This window comes from Caballeronia sp. LP006, assembly GCF_031450995.1.
GTDB lineage: Bacteria > Pseudomonadota > Gammaproteobacteria > Burkholderiales > Burkholderiaceae > Caballeronia.
The window spans coordinates 532,489-550,592 of the sequence record NZ_JARTVW010000003.1; the positions used below are offsets into that span (position 1 = coordinate 532,489).

14 protein-coding genes are annotated in these 18,104 nt (G+C 62.4%); 10 read left to right on the plus strand and 4 right to left on the minus strand.

The features are described from left to right. Positions 1 to 8: 8 nt before the first annotated feature. Positions 9 to 1,349 carry a metallopeptidase TldD-related protein gene (locus tag P9250_RS07065; protein WP_310391988.1) on the minus strand — a complete coding sequence of 447 codons (1,341 nt, stop codon included), beginning with the start codon at positions 1,347 to 1,349 and terminating at the stop codon, positions 9 to 11. Further along, positions 1,346 to 2,785: a TldD/PmbA family protein gene (locus P9250_RS07070; protein WP_310391990.1), complete on the minus strand. Its 1,440-nt coding sequence runs from the start codon at positions 2,783 to 2,785 to the stop codon at positions 1,346 to 1,348. The genes P9250_RS07065 and P9250_RS07070 overlap by 4 nt, the downstream gene beginning before the upstream one ends. 131 nt (positions 2,786 to 2,916) lie before the next feature. Between P9250_RS07070 and P9250_RS07075 the strand changes: the two genes are divergently transcribed. Next, on the plus strand, positions 2,917 to 4,407 hold the full coding sequence (locus P9250_RS07075) for a mechanosensitive ion channel family protein (RefSeq protein WP_250469393.1): 1,491 nt from the start codon (positions 2,917 to 2,919) through the stop codon (positions 4,405 to 4,407). An 84-nt stretch (positions 4,408 to 4,491) separates the two neighbouring features. Continuing rightward, positions 4,492 to 5,193: a dienelactone hydrolase family protein gene (locus P9250_RS07080; RefSeq protein WP_244830753.1), complete on the plus strand. Its 702-nt coding sequence runs from the start codon at positions 4,492 to 4,494 to the stop codon at positions 5,191 to 5,193. 99 nt (positions 5,194 to 5,292) lie between these two features. Here P9250_RS07080 and P9250_RS07085 read toward each other — a convergent pair whose 3' ends face one another. Then, positions 5,293 to 6,231 carry a LysR family transcriptional regulator gene (locus P9250_RS07085; RefSeq protein WP_250469397.1) on the minus strand — a complete coding sequence of 313 codons (939 nt, stop codon included), beginning with the start codon at positions 6,229 to 6,231 and terminating at the stop codon, positions 5,293 to 5,295. A gap of 192 nt (positions 6,232 to 6,423) precedes the next feature. Between P9250_RS07085 and P9250_RS07090 the strand changes: the two genes are divergently transcribed. Genes P9250_RS07090 through P9250_RS07115 form a run of 6 tightly spaced genes read left to right on the plus strand, consistent with a single transcriptional unit; the run spans position 6,424 to position 14,578 of the window. Beyond that, positions 6,424 to 8,469 carry a hydantoinase/oxoprolinase family protein gene (locus P9250_RS07090; RefSeq protein ID WP_310391995.1) on the plus strand — a complete coding sequence of 682 codons (2,046 nt, stop codon included), beginning with the start codon at positions 6,424 to 6,426 and terminating at the stop codon, positions 8,467 to 8,469. 16 nt (positions 8,470 to 8,485) lie between these two features. Continuing rightward, positions 8,486 to 10,234: a hydantoinase B/oxoprolinase family protein gene (locus tag P9250_RS07095; protein WP_310391998.1), complete on the plus strand. Its 1,749-nt coding sequence runs from the start codon at positions 8,486 to 8,488 to the stop codon at positions 10,232 to 10,234. Next, the gene (locus P9250_RS07100) at positions 10,231 to 11,400 is read left to right on the plus strand and encodes a CoA transferase (RefSeq protein WP_310392000.1); all 1,170 of its coding nucleotides are present in this window, start codon (positions 10,231 to 10,233) and stop codon (positions 11,398 to 11,400) included. Before P9250_RS07095 ends, P9250_RS07100 begins: the two co-directional genes overlap by 4 nt. Continuing rightward, complete coding sequence (locus P9250_RS07105) at positions 11,397 to 12,209, plus strand: enoyl-CoA hydratase-related protein (protein WP_310392002.1); 813 nt, start codon at positions 11,397 to 11,399, stop codon at positions 12,207 to 12,209. The genes P9250_RS07100 and P9250_RS07105 overlap by 4 nt, the downstream gene beginning before the upstream one ends. A 53-nt stretch (positions 12,210 to 12,262) precedes the next feature. Then, positions 12,263 to 13,624, plus strand: a complete 1,362-nt coding sequence (locus tag P9250_RS07110; RefSeq protein ID WP_244830742.1) for an MFS transporter — start codon at positions 12,263 to 12,265, stop codon at positions 13,622 to 13,624. Between the two features lie 15 nt (positions 13,625 to 13,639). Further along, positions 13,640 to 14,578 carry a hydroxymethylglutaryl-CoA lyase gene (locus P9250_RS07115; RefSeq protein ID WP_250494594.1) on the plus strand — a complete coding sequence of 313 codons (939 nt, stop codon included), beginning with the start codon at positions 13,640 to 13,642 and terminating at the stop codon, positions 14,576 to 14,578. A 22-nt stretch (positions 14,579 to 14,600) separates the two neighbouring features. Here P9250_RS07115 and P9250_RS07120 read toward each other — a convergent pair whose 3' ends face one another. After that, positions 14,601 to 15,365 (minus strand): alpha/beta hydrolase family protein, encoded by a 765-nt coding sequence (locus P9250_RS07120; protein ID WP_310392005.1) that lies wholly within the window; start codon positions 15,363 to 15,365, stop codon positions 14,601 to 14,603. Positions 15,366 to 15,667: 302 nt separating this feature from the next. Here P9250_RS07120 and P9250_RS07125 point away from each other — a divergent pair, with 302 nt between their 5' ends. Together P9250_RS07125 and P9250_RS07130 are read left to right on the plus strand one after the other, a co-directional pair. Further along, entirely contained in the window at positions 15,668 to 17,029 is a 1,362-nt protein-coding gene (locus tag P9250_RS07125) for an MFS transporter (protein WP_310392007.1), read from the plus strand. A gap of 46 nt (positions 17,030 to 17,075) precedes the next feature. After that, complete coding sequence (locus P9250_RS07130) at positions 17,076 to 18,068, plus strand: D-2-hydroxyacid dehydrogenase family protein (RefSeq protein WP_310392757.1); 993 nt, start codon at positions 17,076 to 17,078, stop codon at positions 18,066 to 18,068. The last annotated feature ends 36 nt before the right edge of the window (positions 18,069 to 18,104 follow it).

An 18,104-nucleotide genomic window follows, 5' to 3' on the forward strand; every position in this document is an offset into this window, starting at 1 on the left:
GGCAATGACTAAAGCGTTAGCCTGAAACCGCGCACCAGCACTCCTGGCAATTGCAGGCCGCCTGTCGAACGTTCGCCCCACGTCGAGTCGTTCAACAGCAGTTCGGGCGTGGCGCCTATCCGGTCGAGTTCGCTTCCTAGCAGCCGATAAAGGCTGTCGTCGAAGCGCATGGCTTCGATGGGCGCGACGATCTCGCCATGCTCGACCCAGAACGTGGCAAAGCGCGTCATGCCGGTCATGCGGCAATCCATCCGGTCGGAGAAGTTCACGTACCACAGGTTGCCGACATAAAGACCGGTGTCGAGCGCGGCGAGCACGTCGCTGTCGGCGAGATCGCCGCCTTGCATCGAAAGCGATATGGGCATCTCATTCGCGGGCGCGCCGTTGGGACGCAAGCCGTATTCGCGGGCCGTGCGCGCGCTGGTGAGTTGCTGCGCGCCGCGGCCTTCTCGAATCAGCGGGACGGTCTCGCGCTCGTAGCCGTCTTCACTAAAGCCCGGTGTAATGCCGAGACCGATGTCCTCGGCGAGCGTGACGCGTTCGTCCAGCGAAGCCTCGCCGCTATTCAGGCGATGAAACTCGCTACGCGATGTTGCCTGCTTGCGTGCCGAAAACGCCGTAAAGGACGCCGTGCCGATGAGTTCGGCAAGCGCGGCCGGCGCGAGCCATGCACGATAATTCCCCGGCGCAAGCGTGCGCGCGGGCCGGGCCAACACCGGCATGCGCGCCGCGGCCTCTTCGACTTTTCTTGCGAAGACTTCGTCGCTCCATTGCTCGCCCGCGTAGGTCGTCTTGATTGCGCGTCCGCTTGCATCGTAAAGCGACCAGCTGAAGTTGAAGTTGTCGAGTTCATGCCAGCCACGGCTCCCATTCGACGATGCAAAGCCGCGCGCCATCGATCCACCGGCATAGAAGCCGACGAAGTCGAGCCGTGCCGCGCATCGTTCGACCACGCTCAAGAGCGATTCGATCTCCGGCAGCGTGCCGCGTCGTCGAGTGGCCTGGGTCCATGTCGCCGTATCGACGAGCAAATGCGGATCGGCGCTGGCGTCTTCGAGTGCGGCCCGCAGCGCGGCGAGCGTCCCGGCGATGGCTTCGTCGTCGGTATGCGCGTCGCCGCTTATCGTGAGCGTGGAATAGGCCTGGCGCTCGTTCCTGATGAGCCGCAGCGTCAACGCGCCCTGCGAGACGTGCCCGATCTGACGGACCTTGCTTGCATTGAAGCGCACGAAGTCCGATTCCTCGGCGGCAAGTGTGGTCAATGCCACTTCGCCTGTGACGAGCCGACGCTCGACGACATCCGCGAGCCGCATGAAGCGAAGTTCCCAGTTTGCCGCGGCGGCTGTCATCGCGTGCCTCCGAACACATCCACGTTGCTGAACACGCATGCAGGCGATGCATGGCCCACGCGCACGATCTGCATTGGCTCACCCTTGCCGCACATTGCCGTGCCGTAGATGCCGCGCGTTGCTTCGTTGCCGACCGCGACCAGGCTGCGCCAGAAATTAGCCGAAATGCCGCGATAGCCCGGTTGGCGAACCACTTGCGTAAGCCGGCCATTCTCGATCAGTTGCCCGAACTCGCAGCCGAATTGAAACTTGTTGCGATAGTCGTCGATGGACCACGAGGTGTTCGTGCGCATCAGAATGCCCTGTTCGATGTTCGCGATCATCTCGTCGAGCGTACTCTCGCCAGCTTCGATATTGAGGTTCGCCATTCGGTCGATAGGCGGGCGGTTCCAGCTCGATGCCCGCGAATTCGCGACCCCGCCGATGCCCGCGCGTTGTTGCGAGAGCGTGGCGCCGAGCGCGCGTTCGAGCACGCCGTTGCGGATCAGATGGTGTTTGCTCGCAGCGGCGCCGTCGTCGTCGAATGCGTAGGTGGCGACCTCAGCGGCCACGCCGGGATCGAACGTCACGTTCAAGAGCGGCGAGCCGTATTGGTAGGTGCCGAAGAACTCGGGCTTCACGAAGCTCGATCCGGCGAAGTTGCGTTCGTCGCCGAGAATACGGTCGAGTTCGAGCGGATGACCGATCGACTCATGGATTTGCAGCATCATCTGATCGGGCATGAGGAGCAGGTCGCGCACGCCGCTCGGGCAGTTCGGCGCGGCGAGAAGCGCGAGCGCTTCGTTGGCCAGCCGCTCGCCGGCGCCATCGAAAGCGAAGCGATCGAGGATTTCGACGCCGCCTTGCGCGATGGTTCCGTAATCGCCGCCCAGCGTGCGGACCTGCGTATCGCCGTGGGCGTGCGCCGCGACCGCCAATTGCGGCATGGCGAACCGGAAACGCTGCTCGATGCGAACGCCGTCGCTCGTGATCAAGGTTTGTTCGCTTTCGATGACCTGCATGGACGCGGTGCGCTCGACGATACGCGGGTCGATGCTCGCCGCGGCGCATTCTTCCGCGAGCCGTTCAAGCCATTCGCGCCGCGCCGGCAGCGTGGCCTCGATGCCGGGCGACGCGTATTCGCCGCTTTGCGATGGACGCGCGGCGAGCCTGTGATCGACGAGCGAGACGCGTGCGCTTGCCTTGGCGCGGCGCGTGGCGAGGTCGAGCGCCGCCTGCAAGCCAGCCGGGGACAAGTCGGCGGTTGCCGCATAGCCCGCGCCGGCGCCGTGCCATGCAGTGAGCATTGCGCCGCGATCGCGCGCGGTGCGAAGTGGCTGGATCACGTCGTTGCGAACCTTGTGATCGTCCGTGCGTTCATCGACGAAGCGCACCGAGTGGAAGTCCGCTTCGCTGGAAAGGGCGCGAACGTGCTCGTCGAGTGATGGACCGTTCATATCGCTTCCGTGTTTTTACCGTCGGGTGCGCAAATGCGTGCGCAGGCAGCGTTAATATGCCATGGCACGGACCAACGCACGCGCGTTTGCGGATGTGTATCCTCTCGATGTCGTCATTCGAGGATGCCCCTGTGAAATACCCACTCATACTGGGCTTCGCTATCGTCGCGCTGGATGTCGTCGTGTGGCGCGCGCGTCTGCCCGCGCAAGACCTCGCGCGGCTGTTCATACGGCTCGCGCTTTTCGTCGCGTTGAGCTGGGACCTCTTTTCCTCTGACCTGAATCCGTTCACTCAGGCGCCTTACGCTGCCGTCGTCGAATTGCACTGGCTTGGACAAGTGCTCGAAATCATCTGGTGGCTGACGGGCGCGCGGTTGCTCACGCTTTCGCTCGACACCTTGCTGTTGCCGCGCGCCTGGCGCAAGCAGCGGCTATTTTCAGATGTGTTCGGTGCGGTGGTCTTTCTCGCAGCGGCCGTGGCAGCGCTCGGCTTCGTGCTCGAATTGCCGGTACGCGGGCTCGTTGCGACGTCGGGCGCGCTCGCCATCGTGCTCGGTCTCGCCATTCAAAGCACGTTGAGCGACGTGTTCGCGGGCATCGTGCTCAACACCACGGAGCCTTATTCGGTTGGCGACTGGGTCTTGATCGATGACGTCGAAGGCAAAGTGATCGAAATGAACTGGCGCGCCACGCATTTGCTCACGGGCCAGGGCAATACGCTTATCGTGCCTAACGCGGTTGCATCGAAAGCCAAGATTTCGAATAACAGCAGGCCGGCGAACATCCACGGAATTTCTCTCATTCTCGAGATCGATCCCGAAGCCCGGCCAAAGACCGTGCTCGATGCCTTGGGCCGTGCCCTGACCGGCTGCAATGTCATTCTCGACAGCCCCGCACCTTATGCGCGGATGAAGCGTGCCACGCTCAATTCGGTGCAATACGAAGTCGTGGCGTTCGTCGATGACATGAACAAGAAGTCATCCGTATCCAACGAGTTGTTCGATCTTTGTTACCGGCATCTCGCGGCTTCGTCCGTGGCGCTGCGCGCGCTCGGCATTCCCGCGCCCGCCGTGACCGCGCACGATGCACGAGAAGCCTTGCTCAGACGCGTGAGCCTGTTCGACAGTCTGACGAGCGATGAAATAGAGCGGCTTGCCAAGCGGCTCTTGCGGCACGAGTATCAGGCAAGGCAGCAGATACTCGCGCCTGACACGGTGCCCGACAGTCTCTCTATCGTTCATTCGGGTGTGCTGTCGGTCACTTATCACGAAGCGACAGGAGATCGCGAAGTTGCCCGCGTCGGTCCCGGAGAGGCCTTCGGGGAGGCCGGGCTGCTTGCCGGTTTGCCGATGCACGTATCCATCTCGACGCTCACACCCGTAGTGCTATATCAACTCGGTAAGGACGATATGACGTCGTTCCTGAAAGATCATCGGGACGTCGCGAAGCAGTTGTGTCAGCTCCTCGCTTATCGTCAGGACAAGCTCGGCCAGTTGACGAATCCCATGCCGGTGGAAGAAGAAAAAGGCACATCGCTGTTTCAGTGGTTGTTGGACAAGGTCTGGTTTCGGCACGCGTTGCAAGAAGCTTCTCAGGTCAAGCAGACCGACAAGTCCGCTTAGAAGAGGCGTTTGAGCGAAGACACGTGGTCGCGTTGAATGAGGCCATCCGTTGGCATCTTTTGAAATCTCTTGGAGAGGTATCTCATGGGCGAATATAGGCAACTGCATACCGACGATGGCACCTTCGCCGTTTATGTCGAACTTCCCGCCAACACGCCGGCGCCCGCCGTCGTGGTGCTGCCTGAAATTTTCGGCATCAACGCGGACATGCGGGAAACATGTCAGGAGTTGGCGAGGCAAGGATTCATCGCGCTGTGTCCCGATCTCTTCTGGCGGCTAGAACCGGGCGTCGAATTGAATAGCTGGTCCGAGGAGGAATGGAAAAAGGGCTTTGCGCTCTATCAGGCATTCGACATCGATCTGGGTGTTCGAGATGTCGGCGCCACGGTTGCCATGGGACGTGCCTTGCCCGAGTCGAACGGTAAGTGCGGGTTGATGGGCTTTTGCCTCGGCGGTCTGATGACTTTCCTGACGACCGCACGCGAGGGTGTCGATGCCGCCGCGGCTTATTACGGCGGTCAGACTGATCAGTACTTGGGCGAAGCAGACAGCATACGAGCGCCGATGATCATGCATCTCGGTACCGAAGACGAATTCATATCGACGGATGCACAGGCCGCAATCAAGGCGGTGATGAAAGACAGGACGAATGTGACGGTGTACGCGTATCCCGGATGCAGTCATGCGTTCGCGCGGCACACAGGTTTGCATTACGATGCGGCCGCGGCAGAGCTTGCGAATGAACGGACCTATGACTTGTTTCGGCGCGAGCTGGCGGGGACTTGAGTTGTCGGGCTGCGTGTTGGTGGAGGTCTTTGGCATCGGTGGAAATGTTCGCCATCATCGCCAGGCACACGCACTCACCGCACGGCTTCGACTTACCACTTACGCCATTGCGTCCCGCTTCGCGACACACAACTCGATGAACCGCTGCACCGGCTGCGTAAGCGTCGCCCCACGCCGCGTGGCAATTCCATAAGGCGCGCCTGTCCTGTCGATTCGTATGGGCAGCACCGCCACCAGTCCATGTTCCTCGAAGTATCTCGCCACCTTGAGCGGCATCAATCCCACCGTCCCCGCGCCGGAGCGCAAGAGCGACAAGGTCGCGAACGTCGATGACGTCTCGATCGCATAGCGCGGGAAGGGCACTTGCGCATCGTCGAATAGCTGTTCGAGAAGCGAGCGCATTGGCAGGGTGGCCTGAGGGACGATCCACGGATTCTCGCCGATGCCCGCGAACGTCACGTTCGCGTCCGTGGCCAGCGGGTCCGCGCCATCGACGACGAAACACACTTCCTCCACTTCGAGCGGAATGAAGTCGTAAGCCTCGGGATGAACGCTGATGCTCGGCCGACCGATCACGAGATCGAGCAGCCGCTGATCGAGCATCGACAAGAGCCGCGCACTGTTGTCCTCCCAGACCTCGACGGAAATATCCGGCTGAATGCCCCGCAACTCTCGCAGCACGGGCGTGAGCCATACGGGGACCGAGCCCATGACCGCGCCGACCGCGAGCGTGCCGCCGCCGCCGCGCAAGAGGGCCGCGAGTTCATCGCGTAATGCGCCGATCTCCGAACGGACCGCGCGCGCATGGCGAATCACACAGCGGCCGAGTTCGTTCGGCACGATGCCGCGCGGCGAGCGCGCGAAAAGCTCCGCGCCGAACAAAGACTCGATCTCGCGCAGCGACTTGGTCGTGGCGGGCTGTGAAAGCGAGACCTGATGCGCCGCCTTGCGCAGCGAGCCGTGGTCGTCCAGCGCGATCAACAACGCAATGTGATTGCCGCGCAATCTACGCAAAATCGCATCGATACTGGTTATCACCGATATAACTCCAGCCTGTCACCTGATCCGAAGGTTTCATTATCTGGCCAGGGCGTTCTCTCCCTACACTGGCTCAGACGTCGCCGCCCATGCTCGGCCACGCGGCTCGATCATAGCCGCATTGATCGACGAACGAGCAAGCGAACAAGCGGGCGGCGTGATGAATCATGCATCCCTATGGAGAGAAGCAAATTGAAAAGAATCGGTATCGACGTCGGCGGCACCTTCACCGATGTTGTGATGGTGGATGACCAAACGGGGCAAATCTGGTCGACCAAGGTGCCGACGACGCCGAAAGATCGCGTCGTCGGAACGATCGAAGGCTTTCTCAAGATTCTGGAGCTTTCAGGCACGCAAAGCGAAGACGTCGCCTTTCTCGGCCACGGCACGACGATGGCGACCAACATGGTCGTGGAAGGCACGGGCGCTAAAACCGCACTCGTCACGACGCGCGGCTTTCGCGACATCCTCGAACTGCGGCGCGTGTCGCGTCACGACCGCGCCGATCTGTACGATCTGCTGTTCGACAATCCGCGTCCGCTCGTCGAGCGGCGCTGGCGGCTCGAAGTCGGCGAGCGTCTGCGTTACGACGGCAGCATGGAAATGCCGCTCGATCACGCCGGACTCGAAGCCCTTGCCGCACAGATTCGCGAGTCGGATATCGAAGCCGTCGCCGTGTGCTTTCTGCATGCGCATGTGAATCCGCAGCACGAGCGCGAGGCCGTCGATACGTTGCGCCGCTTGCTGCCCGACCGCTTCATTTGCGCATCGCACGAGGTCAATCCCGAAGCGATGGAATACGAGCGCACGAGCTCGACCGTCATCAACGCAATGCTCGGTCCGGTCTGCGGCCGGTATATTGGCAGGCTCATCAACACGCTCGCGCAACACGGCTTCGCGGGCAAGTTCCTCTTCATGCAGTCGAACGGCGGTCTGGCAAGCCCCGCGATGGTCGCCGACAAGCCGATCGTGCTGCTCGAATCCGGTCCCGCGGGCGGCGTTTCCGCGGCCATTCGCAACTGCGAGAAAAGCAATCTCAAGAACGCGATTCTCGGCGACATGGGCGGCACCACGTTCGACGTATCGCTGATCCGCGAGTTTCGGCCGGAGCTGCGCAACAAAAGCCTGCTGCATACCTATACCGTGCGCTCGCCCAGCATCGATATCGACTCGGTAGGCGCGGGCGGCGGCTCTATCGTCTGGATCGATGCGGGCGGCGGCGTGCGGATCGGTCCCGAAAGCGCGGGCGCCGATCCGGGCCCTGCGTGCTATGGGCGCGGCGGCACGCGTCCGACCGTGACCGACTGCAATCTCGTGCTCGGCTATATCGACCCCGACAGCTTCCTCGGTGGCGAATTCAAACTGGACGCACAGGCGGCGTGGCGCGTGGTCGAAGAGGTCATCGCCAAGCCGCTCGGCGTCTCGGTGCCGGAAGCTGCGCAAGTCGTGCGCTCGGTGGCCAATGCACTGATGGCCCAAGCCATCCGCATCATGACGGTGGAACGCGGCTACGATCCGCGCGAATTTTCCTACATCTGTTACGGCGGCGCGGGGCCGGTGCACGCGGTCGATCTGGCGCACGAGATGGGCATTCGAAGAGTCGTGATTCCACCGCTGCCGGGGCTTTTCAGCGCATTCGGCATGACGGTCGCGGACCAGCAATACGACTATCAGCGCCCGCTGGAAAGCGATCTCGCGATGATCGACGACGCCACCTTGCAGCATGCGCTCGACGAACTCACCGCCGAAGGCATGCAAGAGCTGCAACGTCATGGTGTCGATGCAGACGGCGTGAAAGTGGTGCGTCTCGCGGATTGCCGCTATGCCGGTCAGCCCGATGTCATCACCGTCGAAGTGCAGGGCGATGCACAAGGCATTCGCGCCGCGCTTGCGCAAACCTTCGAAACCGCGCATCAGCGGCAATGGAATTTCATCAGTAAGGACAAGCCGGTCGTGGTCGCCAACGTGCGTCTGCAACTCGTCACGACGACGGGCTGGCGCGGTGGCGTCGCAAGCAGCAAGGGCGGCGCGATGCCGAAGCCGGTGCGCACGCGCAAGGTCTATTTCGACGGCGGCGTGCGCACGCTTCCCGTGTTCGCGCGCATGGAGATTCCCATAGGCGCGACGATCGAAGGGCCCGCCGTAATCGAAGAGCACAGCAGTTGCGCCGTGCTCAAGGCGTCGCACGTCGCGCGCGTCGATCCCGATCTGAATCTCGTCATCGAACTGGCAGCCTGAATAAACGGACATCCTCATGGATATTGTTACTTACGAAATCATCCGCAGCAGTCTCTTCGCCGTCGCGCGTGAAATGAAGATCGCGATGATGCGCACCGCCGGCAGCCCGCTCATGCATGCGAGCGGCGACTCGTCCGCCGCGATCTTCGACGCCGACATGCAGCTCGTCGCGCAAGGCAACGACATTCCGACGATGCTCGGCTCCGCCGTCATCTCGACGCGCGTCTCGGTGGAGGCGATGGGACGCGAGAACTTGCGCCCCGGAGATGTCATCGTCAGCAACGACGCGTATGTCGGCGGCGGCAATCATCAACCGGACGTGCAGTTCACGCGTCCCGTTTTCGCCGATGGCAAGATCGTCGCCTTCGTGATGACGCGCGGCCACTGGACCGATATCGGCGGGCAGTCTCCGGGCAGCTATACGGTCACCACGTGGGACGTGTTCGCGGAAGGTATCCGCATTCCGCCGGTGTTTCTGTATCGCAATGACGAGCCTGTGCAGGACATGCTCAACCTGCTCACGCGCAATAGCCGCAATGCGCACGAGTTACGGCTCGACATTCAGGCGCAATACGCGGGCACGTTCGTCGGCGATCGGCGTATCGGCGATCTGGTTGCGAAGTATGGCGCCGATGCCTTGCGCGACGTGATGAGCCAGAGCCTCGATCACTCGGAGAAGCTGATTCGCGCGGAAATAGCGCGTATTCCCGATGGCGTCTACGAAGCCGAGGAGTATCTCGATCCGATCGAAGCGCCGGGCTGGAAACAGGAGCGTCCGCTTCTCAAGGTCAAGGTGACGAAGACGGGCGATCACATCACGTTCGATTACACCGGCACCGGCGCGCAAGTGCGCGGCGGCATCAACTGTCCGCTGTCGGTCACCTGCAACAGCACCTGGTTCACGGTGAAGGCGCTGACCGACCCGGGCATTCCGATCAATCAGGGTTGCTATCGGCCGGTGACGATCATCGCGCCCGAAGGCAGCGTGCTGAACTGCCGCTATCCGGCCTCGGTCGTGTCGGGCAATACGGAAACGTCGCCACGCGTGATCGATCTGCTTATGAAGGCACTCGCGCCCGCAGTGCCCAAGCGCATCACGGGGCAAAGCAACTGCGCGTCGTGCGCGGGCATCTTCAGCGGACGCGACACGGACCCGGCGCGCATTGGCCGCACCGGCCAGGAGTTCGTCACGATGCACGACGTCCACGCAGGCGGCATGGGTGCGCGCGCCGAGAAGGATGGCGTGAGCGGTGTGCGTGTGTACGTGGGCAACGCGGGCAGCCAGTCCATCGAGATGATCGAGGCGACATCGCCGCTCGTCGTCGAGGAATGGTCGCTCGTGACCGACAGCGGCGGCGCGGGACGCAGACGCGGCGGCCTGACGTCGCGGCGCGTCTATCGCGTCGAATACGACGAGGCGACGTTCACCGTCTCCGGCGAACGCGGACGCTCGGCGCCCGAAGGCCATTTTGGCGGGATGGCGGGCACGCGCTTTCAATGCATCGTGCAGCGGGCGGACGGCAGCGAGCACGCGGTCGCGGCGAAGGGCGGACAGACGGTGGTGTATCGCGGCGATCGCGTGTCGGTGCAGCCGGCAGGCAGCGGTGGTTACGGCGATCCGCACGAGCGCGATCCGTTGCTCGTGGCAGCCGATATCGCCGATGGTTACGTCAGCGCCGAAGCCGCCGCGCAACGTTACGGTCCGAGCGCACAGCCGGCAGCGGAAGAGCCGGCAGTCGCATCGCTCGCGGTGGCGGCGGAATGAGCGCGGGCGAAGCCATGAACCCGACCTTGCCGCTCGCGGGCGTGTGCGTGGTCGAGATCGGCCATAGCCTTGCCGCGCCCTATGCGGGCATGATCCTCGGCTCGTTGGGCGCGGAGGTCATCAAGATCGAAAGCGCGGAAGGCGGCGACTATGCGCGCGACTGGGGCCCGCCCTTCGTCGATGGCGCCGCCGCGCTGTTTCATGCGGTGAACCACGGCAAGAAGAGCATTGCGATGACGCTGTCGAATCGCGACGACGCGGAGGCATTGCGTGCGCTGATCGAGCGCCGAGCCGATGTCGTTCTGCAGAATCTCAAGGCCGGCGGCACGGAGAAGTACGGCCTAGGCGGCGAGCAGATGCTGCGCATGAAGCCCTCGCTCGTCTATTGCAATCTCGGCGCGTTCGGCACGGCGGGACCGCTGCGCGACAAGCCCGGCTACGATCCGCTCGTGCAGGCGCTCTCGGGTCTCATGAGTTTTCTGGGTCAGCCGGGCGAGCCGCTCTCGCGCATACCGGTGTCGGTCAACGACATGGGCACCGGCTTGTGGGCGGCAATCGGCGTGCTGGCCGCGCTCTTCCGACGCCAGGCGACGGGCGTGGGCGAGGTCGTCACCGTGTCGCTGTACGAAACCGCGATCAGCTGGGCCGGCATTCAGATCGCGGATTATCTCGCCTCAGGCGTGCTGCCGGGCCGCTGGGGATCGGGAACGGCTGCGATCGTGCCGCATCAGGCGTTCGAATGCGCGGATGGCACGATCATGGTCGCGGCCGGTAACGACCGATTGTTCCGCCGCCTCTGCGCCGTACTGTCTATCCCGACACTCGCCGACGATGCGCGCTTCGTGACCAACGGCGCCCGCGTGAGCCATCGCGTCGCGCTCATCGACTTGCTGCATCTCGAGTTTCGCAAGCACGGAACCGCGCACTGGCTCGAAGCGCTCGACGGGGCGGGCATTCCGTGCGGGCCCATCCAGACCATCGATCAGGTGGTCGCGCACGAGCAGACGAAAGCGCTCGACCTCTTGCGCACGACCGACGATGGCGCGGCCACGGTCGTCGGCGTGCCGATATCGTTCGGCGGGGCACGGCCCGCGCATGTGGGCATCACGCCCAAGCTCGGCGAACATAACCATCTGCTGGCGAAGACGCCACTGGAGACATCTTGAAACTCGCATCGCAACTTGGCGGCGCGCTCGACACGCTGTCGCTCGAAGACATCGATCAGCAAATTCTCGTCGTCACCCTGAACCGCCCGAATGTGTCGAACGCGATCAGCACGACGATGGGACAGGAGATCATTCGCGTTTTCGGCGCGCTTGAAGCCGATCCCACGCTCTATCGCTGCGTCATTCTGACGGGCGCGGGAGAGCGTGCGTTTTGCGGCGGCGCGGATCTCAAGGAACGCGAAGGCATGACCGACGAGCACTTCGGCGTGCAGCACTATTTGTTCGAACGCATGAACCGCGCGATCACCTATTGCCCCGTCCCGATCATCTGCGCGGCGAACGGCGCGGCGGTCGCGGGCGGGCTCGAACTGCTGCTCGCCTGCGATTTCGCGTATGCATCGGAACATGCCGTTTTCGGCTTCACCGAAGTGAAGCGCGGCATCATGCCGGGCGGCGGCGGCACGCAGCAATTGCCGCGCACCATCGGCGCCCGCCGCGCGAAGGAACTGATCTTCCGGGGAGCGAAATTCACGGCGCAGGAAGCATTGGCGTGGGGCGTCGTCAATCGTCTTTGCGAGCCGGGCGGCGTGCTCGCCGATGCCATCGACGCCGCCCGCGACATCTGCACGAGCGCACCGCTGTCCGTCGCGCAAGCCAAGAAGGCGGTCGACCTCGGCATGCAGGGCGACTTGCGCACGGGCCTTTATCTGGAAATCGAAGCCTATAACCGGCTGATTCCGACGGCGGACCGTCTAGAAGGCATCAGCGCGTACAACGAGAAGCGCGCACCGCGATTCAAGGGCGTTTAGTTCGAACGCAAACAGCCGGCATACCTATACCCGGATAACCGGAGGAGACAGACATGACCCCCAACATCGGCAGCTTCGACATGCCGAAAGCCGAAGCGACGTATGGCAAGATCACGCGCCGGCTCATCCCGTTCCTGTTCCTGTGCTATGTGTTCGCGTTTCTCGACCGCATCAACATAGGCATTGCGCAGCTCGACATGAAGCACGATGTCGGCTTCAGCGATCTCACATACAGCATCGGCGCGGGCATCTTCTTCCTCGGCTACGTGCTGATGGAAGTGCCGAGCAACTTGCTCTTGGCGCGCATCGGTGTGAAGCGGACGTTCTCACGCATCATGATCCTGTGGGGCTTGATCGCGGCGGGCACGGCATTCGTCACGCTGCCTTCGCATCTCTACACCGTGCGCTTTTTTCTCGGGCTTGCCGAAGCGGGGCTTTATCCGGGCGTGATCTTTTATCTCACGCGCTGGTATCCGGTCGAACGGCGCGCCAAGGTCATCGCGCTCTTCACGTGTGCAACGGGCATTGCGGGCTTGTTCGGCGGGCCGCTGTCCGGTGCGCTCATGACGTACTTCAACGGCTACTTCGGTCTGCACGGCTGGCAATGGATGTTCATCGTGCAAGGCTTGCCCGCGACCGTGCTGGGCGTGGTGGCGTTCTTTTATCTCGATGACGGCCCGCAGCAGGCGAAGTGGCTCACGGAAAGCGAAAAGGCCGTCGTGCTCGCGGATATCCGCAAGAGTTCGAGCGTGTCGGCGAAGCACGAGGAGCACACGTTCGGACGCACGCTCACGGACTTTCGCGTCTACGTGATGGGCTTCGTGTGGTTCACGCAGATTGCCGGCGTGTTCGCCATCGGCTTCTGGCTGCCGACGCTCATCAAGAGCGCGGGCGTGTCGAGCGCGTTGCAGATCGGCTGCTATTCCGCCATTCCGTATTTCGTGAGTTGGGTCGCGCTCATCATGCTCAACCGTCATTCGGACCGCACGATGGAGCGGCGCTGGCATTGCGCCATCGCGATGATCTTCGGTGCTGCGGGACTCGTCGTCGCGGCGTTCACGACCGGCAATCTCGCGCTGTCGCTTGCGGCGCTCTCGGTGGCGACCGCGGGCATACTCGCGCCCAACCCGCTCATCTGGGCAATCTCGACGGATTACATCCGTGGCAGCGGCGCGGCGGGCGGCGTGGCGGTGATCAATTGCGTGGGTCTGCTCGGCGGCTTCGTGAGCCCGATGATCATCGGCTCCATCAAGACGATGACCAACAGCATGGCAGGCGGCCTTGGCGCGATTGCCACGCTGATGGTGCTCGGCGCCATCGCGGCTGTCGTGCTTGCGCCGTCCACATCGAGCGCGCCCGTGAGCGAAGGACGCGCCGAAGAAGGCGGTGAACGCGTACCGGATGCAACCATCTGAACGAAGGGAGTGAAAATGAAAGACGTAGCAGTACAGATACGTGAAGTCGGCTTGCGCGACGGCCTCCAGATGGTCCGCACCATTCTCGGCGCCGCGCAAAAACTCGAATGGTGCGCGCGCATGGTGGATGCGGGCGTGACCGATATCGAAGTGACGTCCTTCGTGCCGCCGAAGATCGTGCCGCAATTTGCCGATGCGGTCGAGGTGGCGACGGGCGCGCTTGCCATCGACAGATTGCACGCGGCAGCGCTCGTGCCGAACTTGAAGGGAGCGCAGCGTGCCTTCGATGTCGGCTTGAACAAGGTCCACTACGTGCTGTCCGCGAGCAACGAGCACAACCTGAAGAACGTTCGGCGCAGCACGGCGGAATCCGTCGAAGACTTCGTGCGTATTGCGGCGGCGCGCGATGAACTCGGCCGGCGCGTCGTGCTGGGCGCAGGCGTGGCGACGGCGTTCGGCTGCACCATTGCCGGTGAGGTGGATGAAGGCATCGTGCTCGGGCTGGTCGAAACGTTGATCGAGGCGGGCGCGCAGGAAATCACCATCGCCGATACGGTCGGCTATGCGAATCCCGCGCAGGTCTATGCGCTCATGCGTCGCGTCATGGAGCTTGCGGGGCCCTTGCCGGTTGCGTGTCATTTCCACGATACACGCGGACTCGGTTTGGCCAACGTTATGGCCGCACTCGATGCGGGTGTGCGTGCGTTCGACTCTTCGCTCGGCGGACTCGGTGGATGTCCGTTCGCGCCGAACGCCACGGGCAACATCAACACCGAAGACACGGTGTTCATGCTCGAAGCGCAGGGCATGACCACGGGCATCGACATAGACAAGTTGCTTGCTATACGCGAGACGATTGCCGCGTGGTTGCCGGGCGAACCATTCACAGGCGCCATTGCGCGTGCAGGCTTGCCGAAGACGTTCGTGCGAGCAGGGGAAGCCGTGGCGGCTTAGGGCTCGCCGCTGGTGTTCACTCTCACGCGTTCAAGGCGAGCTTCTCCAGCAGATCGACGAGCAGATCCGGCGCGAGCACCATCGCGTCGTGTCCCGTGTCGATGGTCTCCCAATTCCACGCGGGCAAACCCTTGATGCGTTCGCGCACGGGTTCGAGCGTCTCGTATGAAGGGTTCGTGCAATGCACGTAGGTACACGGCAGCCCATTGCCGAGCGGATGCTGTAAGTCGAGCGGTGTGGTGTAGGTTGCGAGCGGGTGAGGCGTCAGGCGCCTTTGCACCCACGCGGCGCGTGCATGATCTTCCGGAATTCCGGTGCCCTTCAATCCGTTGACGGGCATCGCCAGTGGCTGATCGCTCGCCTGAACGGATTCCATGCGCTCGCGCACCACCTCCGGCGGTAACACATCGAAAGCAGCTTGCCCGTTATCGACGAGCAACGCGTCCAACATGACGAGCGAACGTATCGCGTGAGGCATGCGGTCCGCGACGCCCGAAGCCACCAGTCCGCCGAAGCTGTGACCTACCATGACGACGTCCGAGAGCTCTTCGGCATCGATCAGATTCTTTATATCTTCGATGCAGACATCAAGCGACGTCGCGGCTTCCAGCAGATGCCGCCGTTCACCCAGCCCCGTCAGTGTCGGCGCGAAGACACGATGACCGCGCGCGATCAGCTTGTCGGCGACGAAGCGCCAGCACCAGCCGCCATGCCACGCGCCATGAATGAGGACGAAGGTGTATCGCGGTGCGGCGGGACGAACCTGCTCTGCCGATGAATCATGCATCGATGTCTGGCTCCGGAAACGGTCATGCGTGAACGTCAGCACTGAAGGCCGCATTCTGCGACGGCTGCGCGTGAGTTGTAAAGCGCGAATAGCCAGTGAATCCGCGCTGCGTGTCATTACGTTCGATACTGGTTATCACCGATATAACCCGCGCATCTCACCTGATCGGAAGGTTTCATTATCTCGCCTGAGCGCGGCCTCTTTACACTGGACCGGTCCAAGGTTCCGCGCAGCGGCAGCCGATTGAAAGCCGCGCAGACGTCGGGATAGAGAGAGACACTATCGAACGAAGGAGACACGCTGTGAATCGTACCTTTGTTGAACCCGAGCCGGCGGTATCCGACGAATCATCAACCGTCCCGACGTCAAGCGCCGAAGAGCGGGCGCTCTATCTGCGCGTCACGCTTCGCATCGTGCCGTTGTTGTTCGTTTGCTACGTCGTGGCTTTTCTGGACCGCATCAATGTCGGCTTTGCGAAACTGCAGATGCAGGACGCGCTCGGTTTCAGCGACAGCGTCTACGGCCTCGGCGCCGGCATCTTCTTTCTCTCGTACTGTCTGCTGGAAGTGCCAAGCGCCATGTTGCTCAGGCGGGTGGGCGCCAAGAAGACGATTGCGCGCATCATGATCTGCTGGGGAATCGTCGGCATGTGCACGGCGTTCGTGACGAACGTCACCGAGTTCTACGCCGTGCGGTTGCTGCTCGGCGTCTTCGAGGCGGGTTTCTTTCCAGGCGTCATCTTTTATCTGAGCTCGTGGTTTCCGGAGAAGCGGCGCGGCGTGATCATCGCCTGCTTCATGGTCGGCTTTCCGGTCGCGGGTCTGGTTGGCGGTCCCGTCTCGGGATGGGCGATGACGCAACTCGCGCATGTCGCCAACATGGCGGGATGGCAATGGCTTTATATCGTCGAGGCGTTGCCGGCCGTGGCGCTTGGCATCGTCACGTTGTTCTTGCTGGACGACAATATCGACAAGGCGCGCTGGCTTAGCGAATCAGAAAAGAAAGTGCTTCGCGACGGCTTTCTTGTCGAGACCGAACGCAAGCGCAAGAATGAACATCGCGGTCACGGACGCCTTGCGGATGCGCTTGCGGACCCGAAGGTCTATATGCTTGCCTTCATCGACTTTGCGTTTGTCTGCGGAACGTATTCGGTGACTTTCTGGCTTCCTACCGTCATGAAAGATTCAGGCATCTCGAACCTCTCGCAATTGGGCTGGCTTTCGACGATTCCCTACGCCATGGGCGCTATCGGCATGGTGGCTATCAGCCGCAGTTCCGACCGCATGCTCGAACGGCGCTGGCACGCGGCCTGCGCCGGTGTCGTGGGTGCGGTGGCGTTGCTTCTCGTGTCGCATCCGACGAACTCGCCGGCCTTGACCGTCACCTTGCTGACCTTCGCATCGATCGGCATCTTCGCGACCAACGTGCTGATCTGGTCGCTCGCCGCGGATTATCTTCATGGCTCGCCTGCTGCGGCGGCGAGCATTGCGTTCGTCAATTGCATCGGCTTGCTCAGCGGCTTTTGCAGCCCATTCGTGATCGGCTGGCTCAAGACGATGACCGGCACGCTCGTGAGCGGCCTCTACGTGATGACGGCGATACTCGTCCTCGGGATCATCGTCATGCTCGTAGGGTTCAAGCCGCAGACAAGCAAGCCGGTTTGAGATGACCGACACGCTCTCCATACATTCTCACGAAAACACGACGCTCATGCACAAGATCGCCATTCTCGATGACTTCCAGAATACATCGCTCAAGTTCGGCAACTGGAACGGCTTGCGAGAGCACGCCGAAATCGATGTGTTCACCGATCATATCGATGACGAAGCGGAACTCATCGAACGTCTTCGGCCGTATGACATTCTCTGCGTCATGCGCGAGCGCACCCGCTTTACGCGAAACGTCCTGTCGAAGCTCGAGAACCTGAAGCTGCTTGCGAGCACGGGGCCGTGGAATGCGGCTATCGATATCGAAGCCGCCGACCAACTCGGTATCACGGTCTGCGCGACGGCTTCTTCGTTGACGGCTGCGGCGGAGCACACCTGGGCGCTCATCCTCGCGGCGGCGCGCCACATTCCCCGCGAGGCGGCTTCGTTTCGCGAAGGAGGCTGGCAAGTGTCGGTCGGCCGCGATCTCAACGGCAAGACGATCGGTCTTCTCGGGCTGGGCTATTCCGGCAGCGTGACCGCCCGCGTGGCACAGGCGTTCGGCATGAAGACAATTGCGTGGAGCCAGAACATGACGCCGGAGGCGGCCGCCAAGCACGGCGCGACCTATGTGACAAAGGAAGAACTGCTTGCACGAAGCGATATTCTTTCCATTCATGTCCGCTTGTCGGAGCGCACGCGAGACCTGATAGGCGCGGCGGAACTCGTCACCATGAAGCCGAATGCGCTTTTGGTGAACACGGCGCGCGGACCCATCGTCAACGAACGAGCGTTGATCGACGCGTTGCAGCGCGGACAGATTGCGGGCGCGGCGCTCGATGTCTACGATATGGAGCCACTGCCCGCCGGGCATCCCCTTCGCTCGATGAGCAACGTGATCGCGACATCCCACATCGGTTACGTGACCGAGGACTCGTACGCCATCTACTATGGCGAATCGGTCGAGAATATTCGCGCGTGGATCGAAGGCAAGCCCATTCGAGTGATCACCGCCGACAAGCGAGAGATTGGCTACGAGCCTGCGGTCGGCGTTTGAAGCGTACTTGCCTCGACGCTGCGCGAGGCCGTTCGA

Excerpts from the sequence above, each read along its gene's own strand:
- P9250_RS07065 (WP_310391988.1), bottom strand. The coding sequence starts at position 1,349 with ATGACAGCCGCCGCGGCAAACTGGGAACTTCGCTTCATGCGGCTCGCG.
- P9250_RS07070 (WP_310391990.1), bottom strand. The coding sequence starts at position 2,785 with ATGAACGGTCCATCACTCGACGAGCACGTTCGCGCCCTTTCCAGCGAA.
- P9250_RS07080 (WP_244830753.1), top strand. The coding sequence starts at position 4,492 with ATGGGCGAATATAGGCAACTGCATACCGACGATGGCACCTTCGCCGTT.
- P9250_RS07095 (WP_310391998.1), top strand. The coding sequence starts at position 8,486 with ATGGATATTGTTACTTACGAAATCATCCGCAGCAGTCTCTTCGCCGTC.
- P9250_RS07100 (WP_310392000.1), top strand. The coding sequence starts at position 10,231 with ATGAGCGCGGGCGAAGCCATGAACCCGACCTTGCCGCTCGCGGGCGTG.
- P9250_RS07110 (WP_244830742.1), top strand. The coding sequence starts at position 12,263 with ATGACCCCCAACATCGGCAGCTTCGACATGCCGAAAGCCGAAGCGACG.
- P9250_RS07115 (WP_250494594.1), top strand. The coding sequence starts at position 13,640 with ATGAAAGACGTAGCAGTACAGATACGTGAAGTCGGCTTGCGCGACGGC.
- P9250_RS07120 (WP_310392005.1), bottom strand. The coding sequence starts at position 15,365 with ATGCATGATTCATCGGCAGAGCAGGTTCGTCCCGCCGCACCGCGATAC.
- P9250_RS07130 (WP_310392757.1), top strand. The coding sequence starts at position 17,076 with ATGCACAAGATCGCCATTCTCGATGACTTCCAGAATACATCGCTCAAG.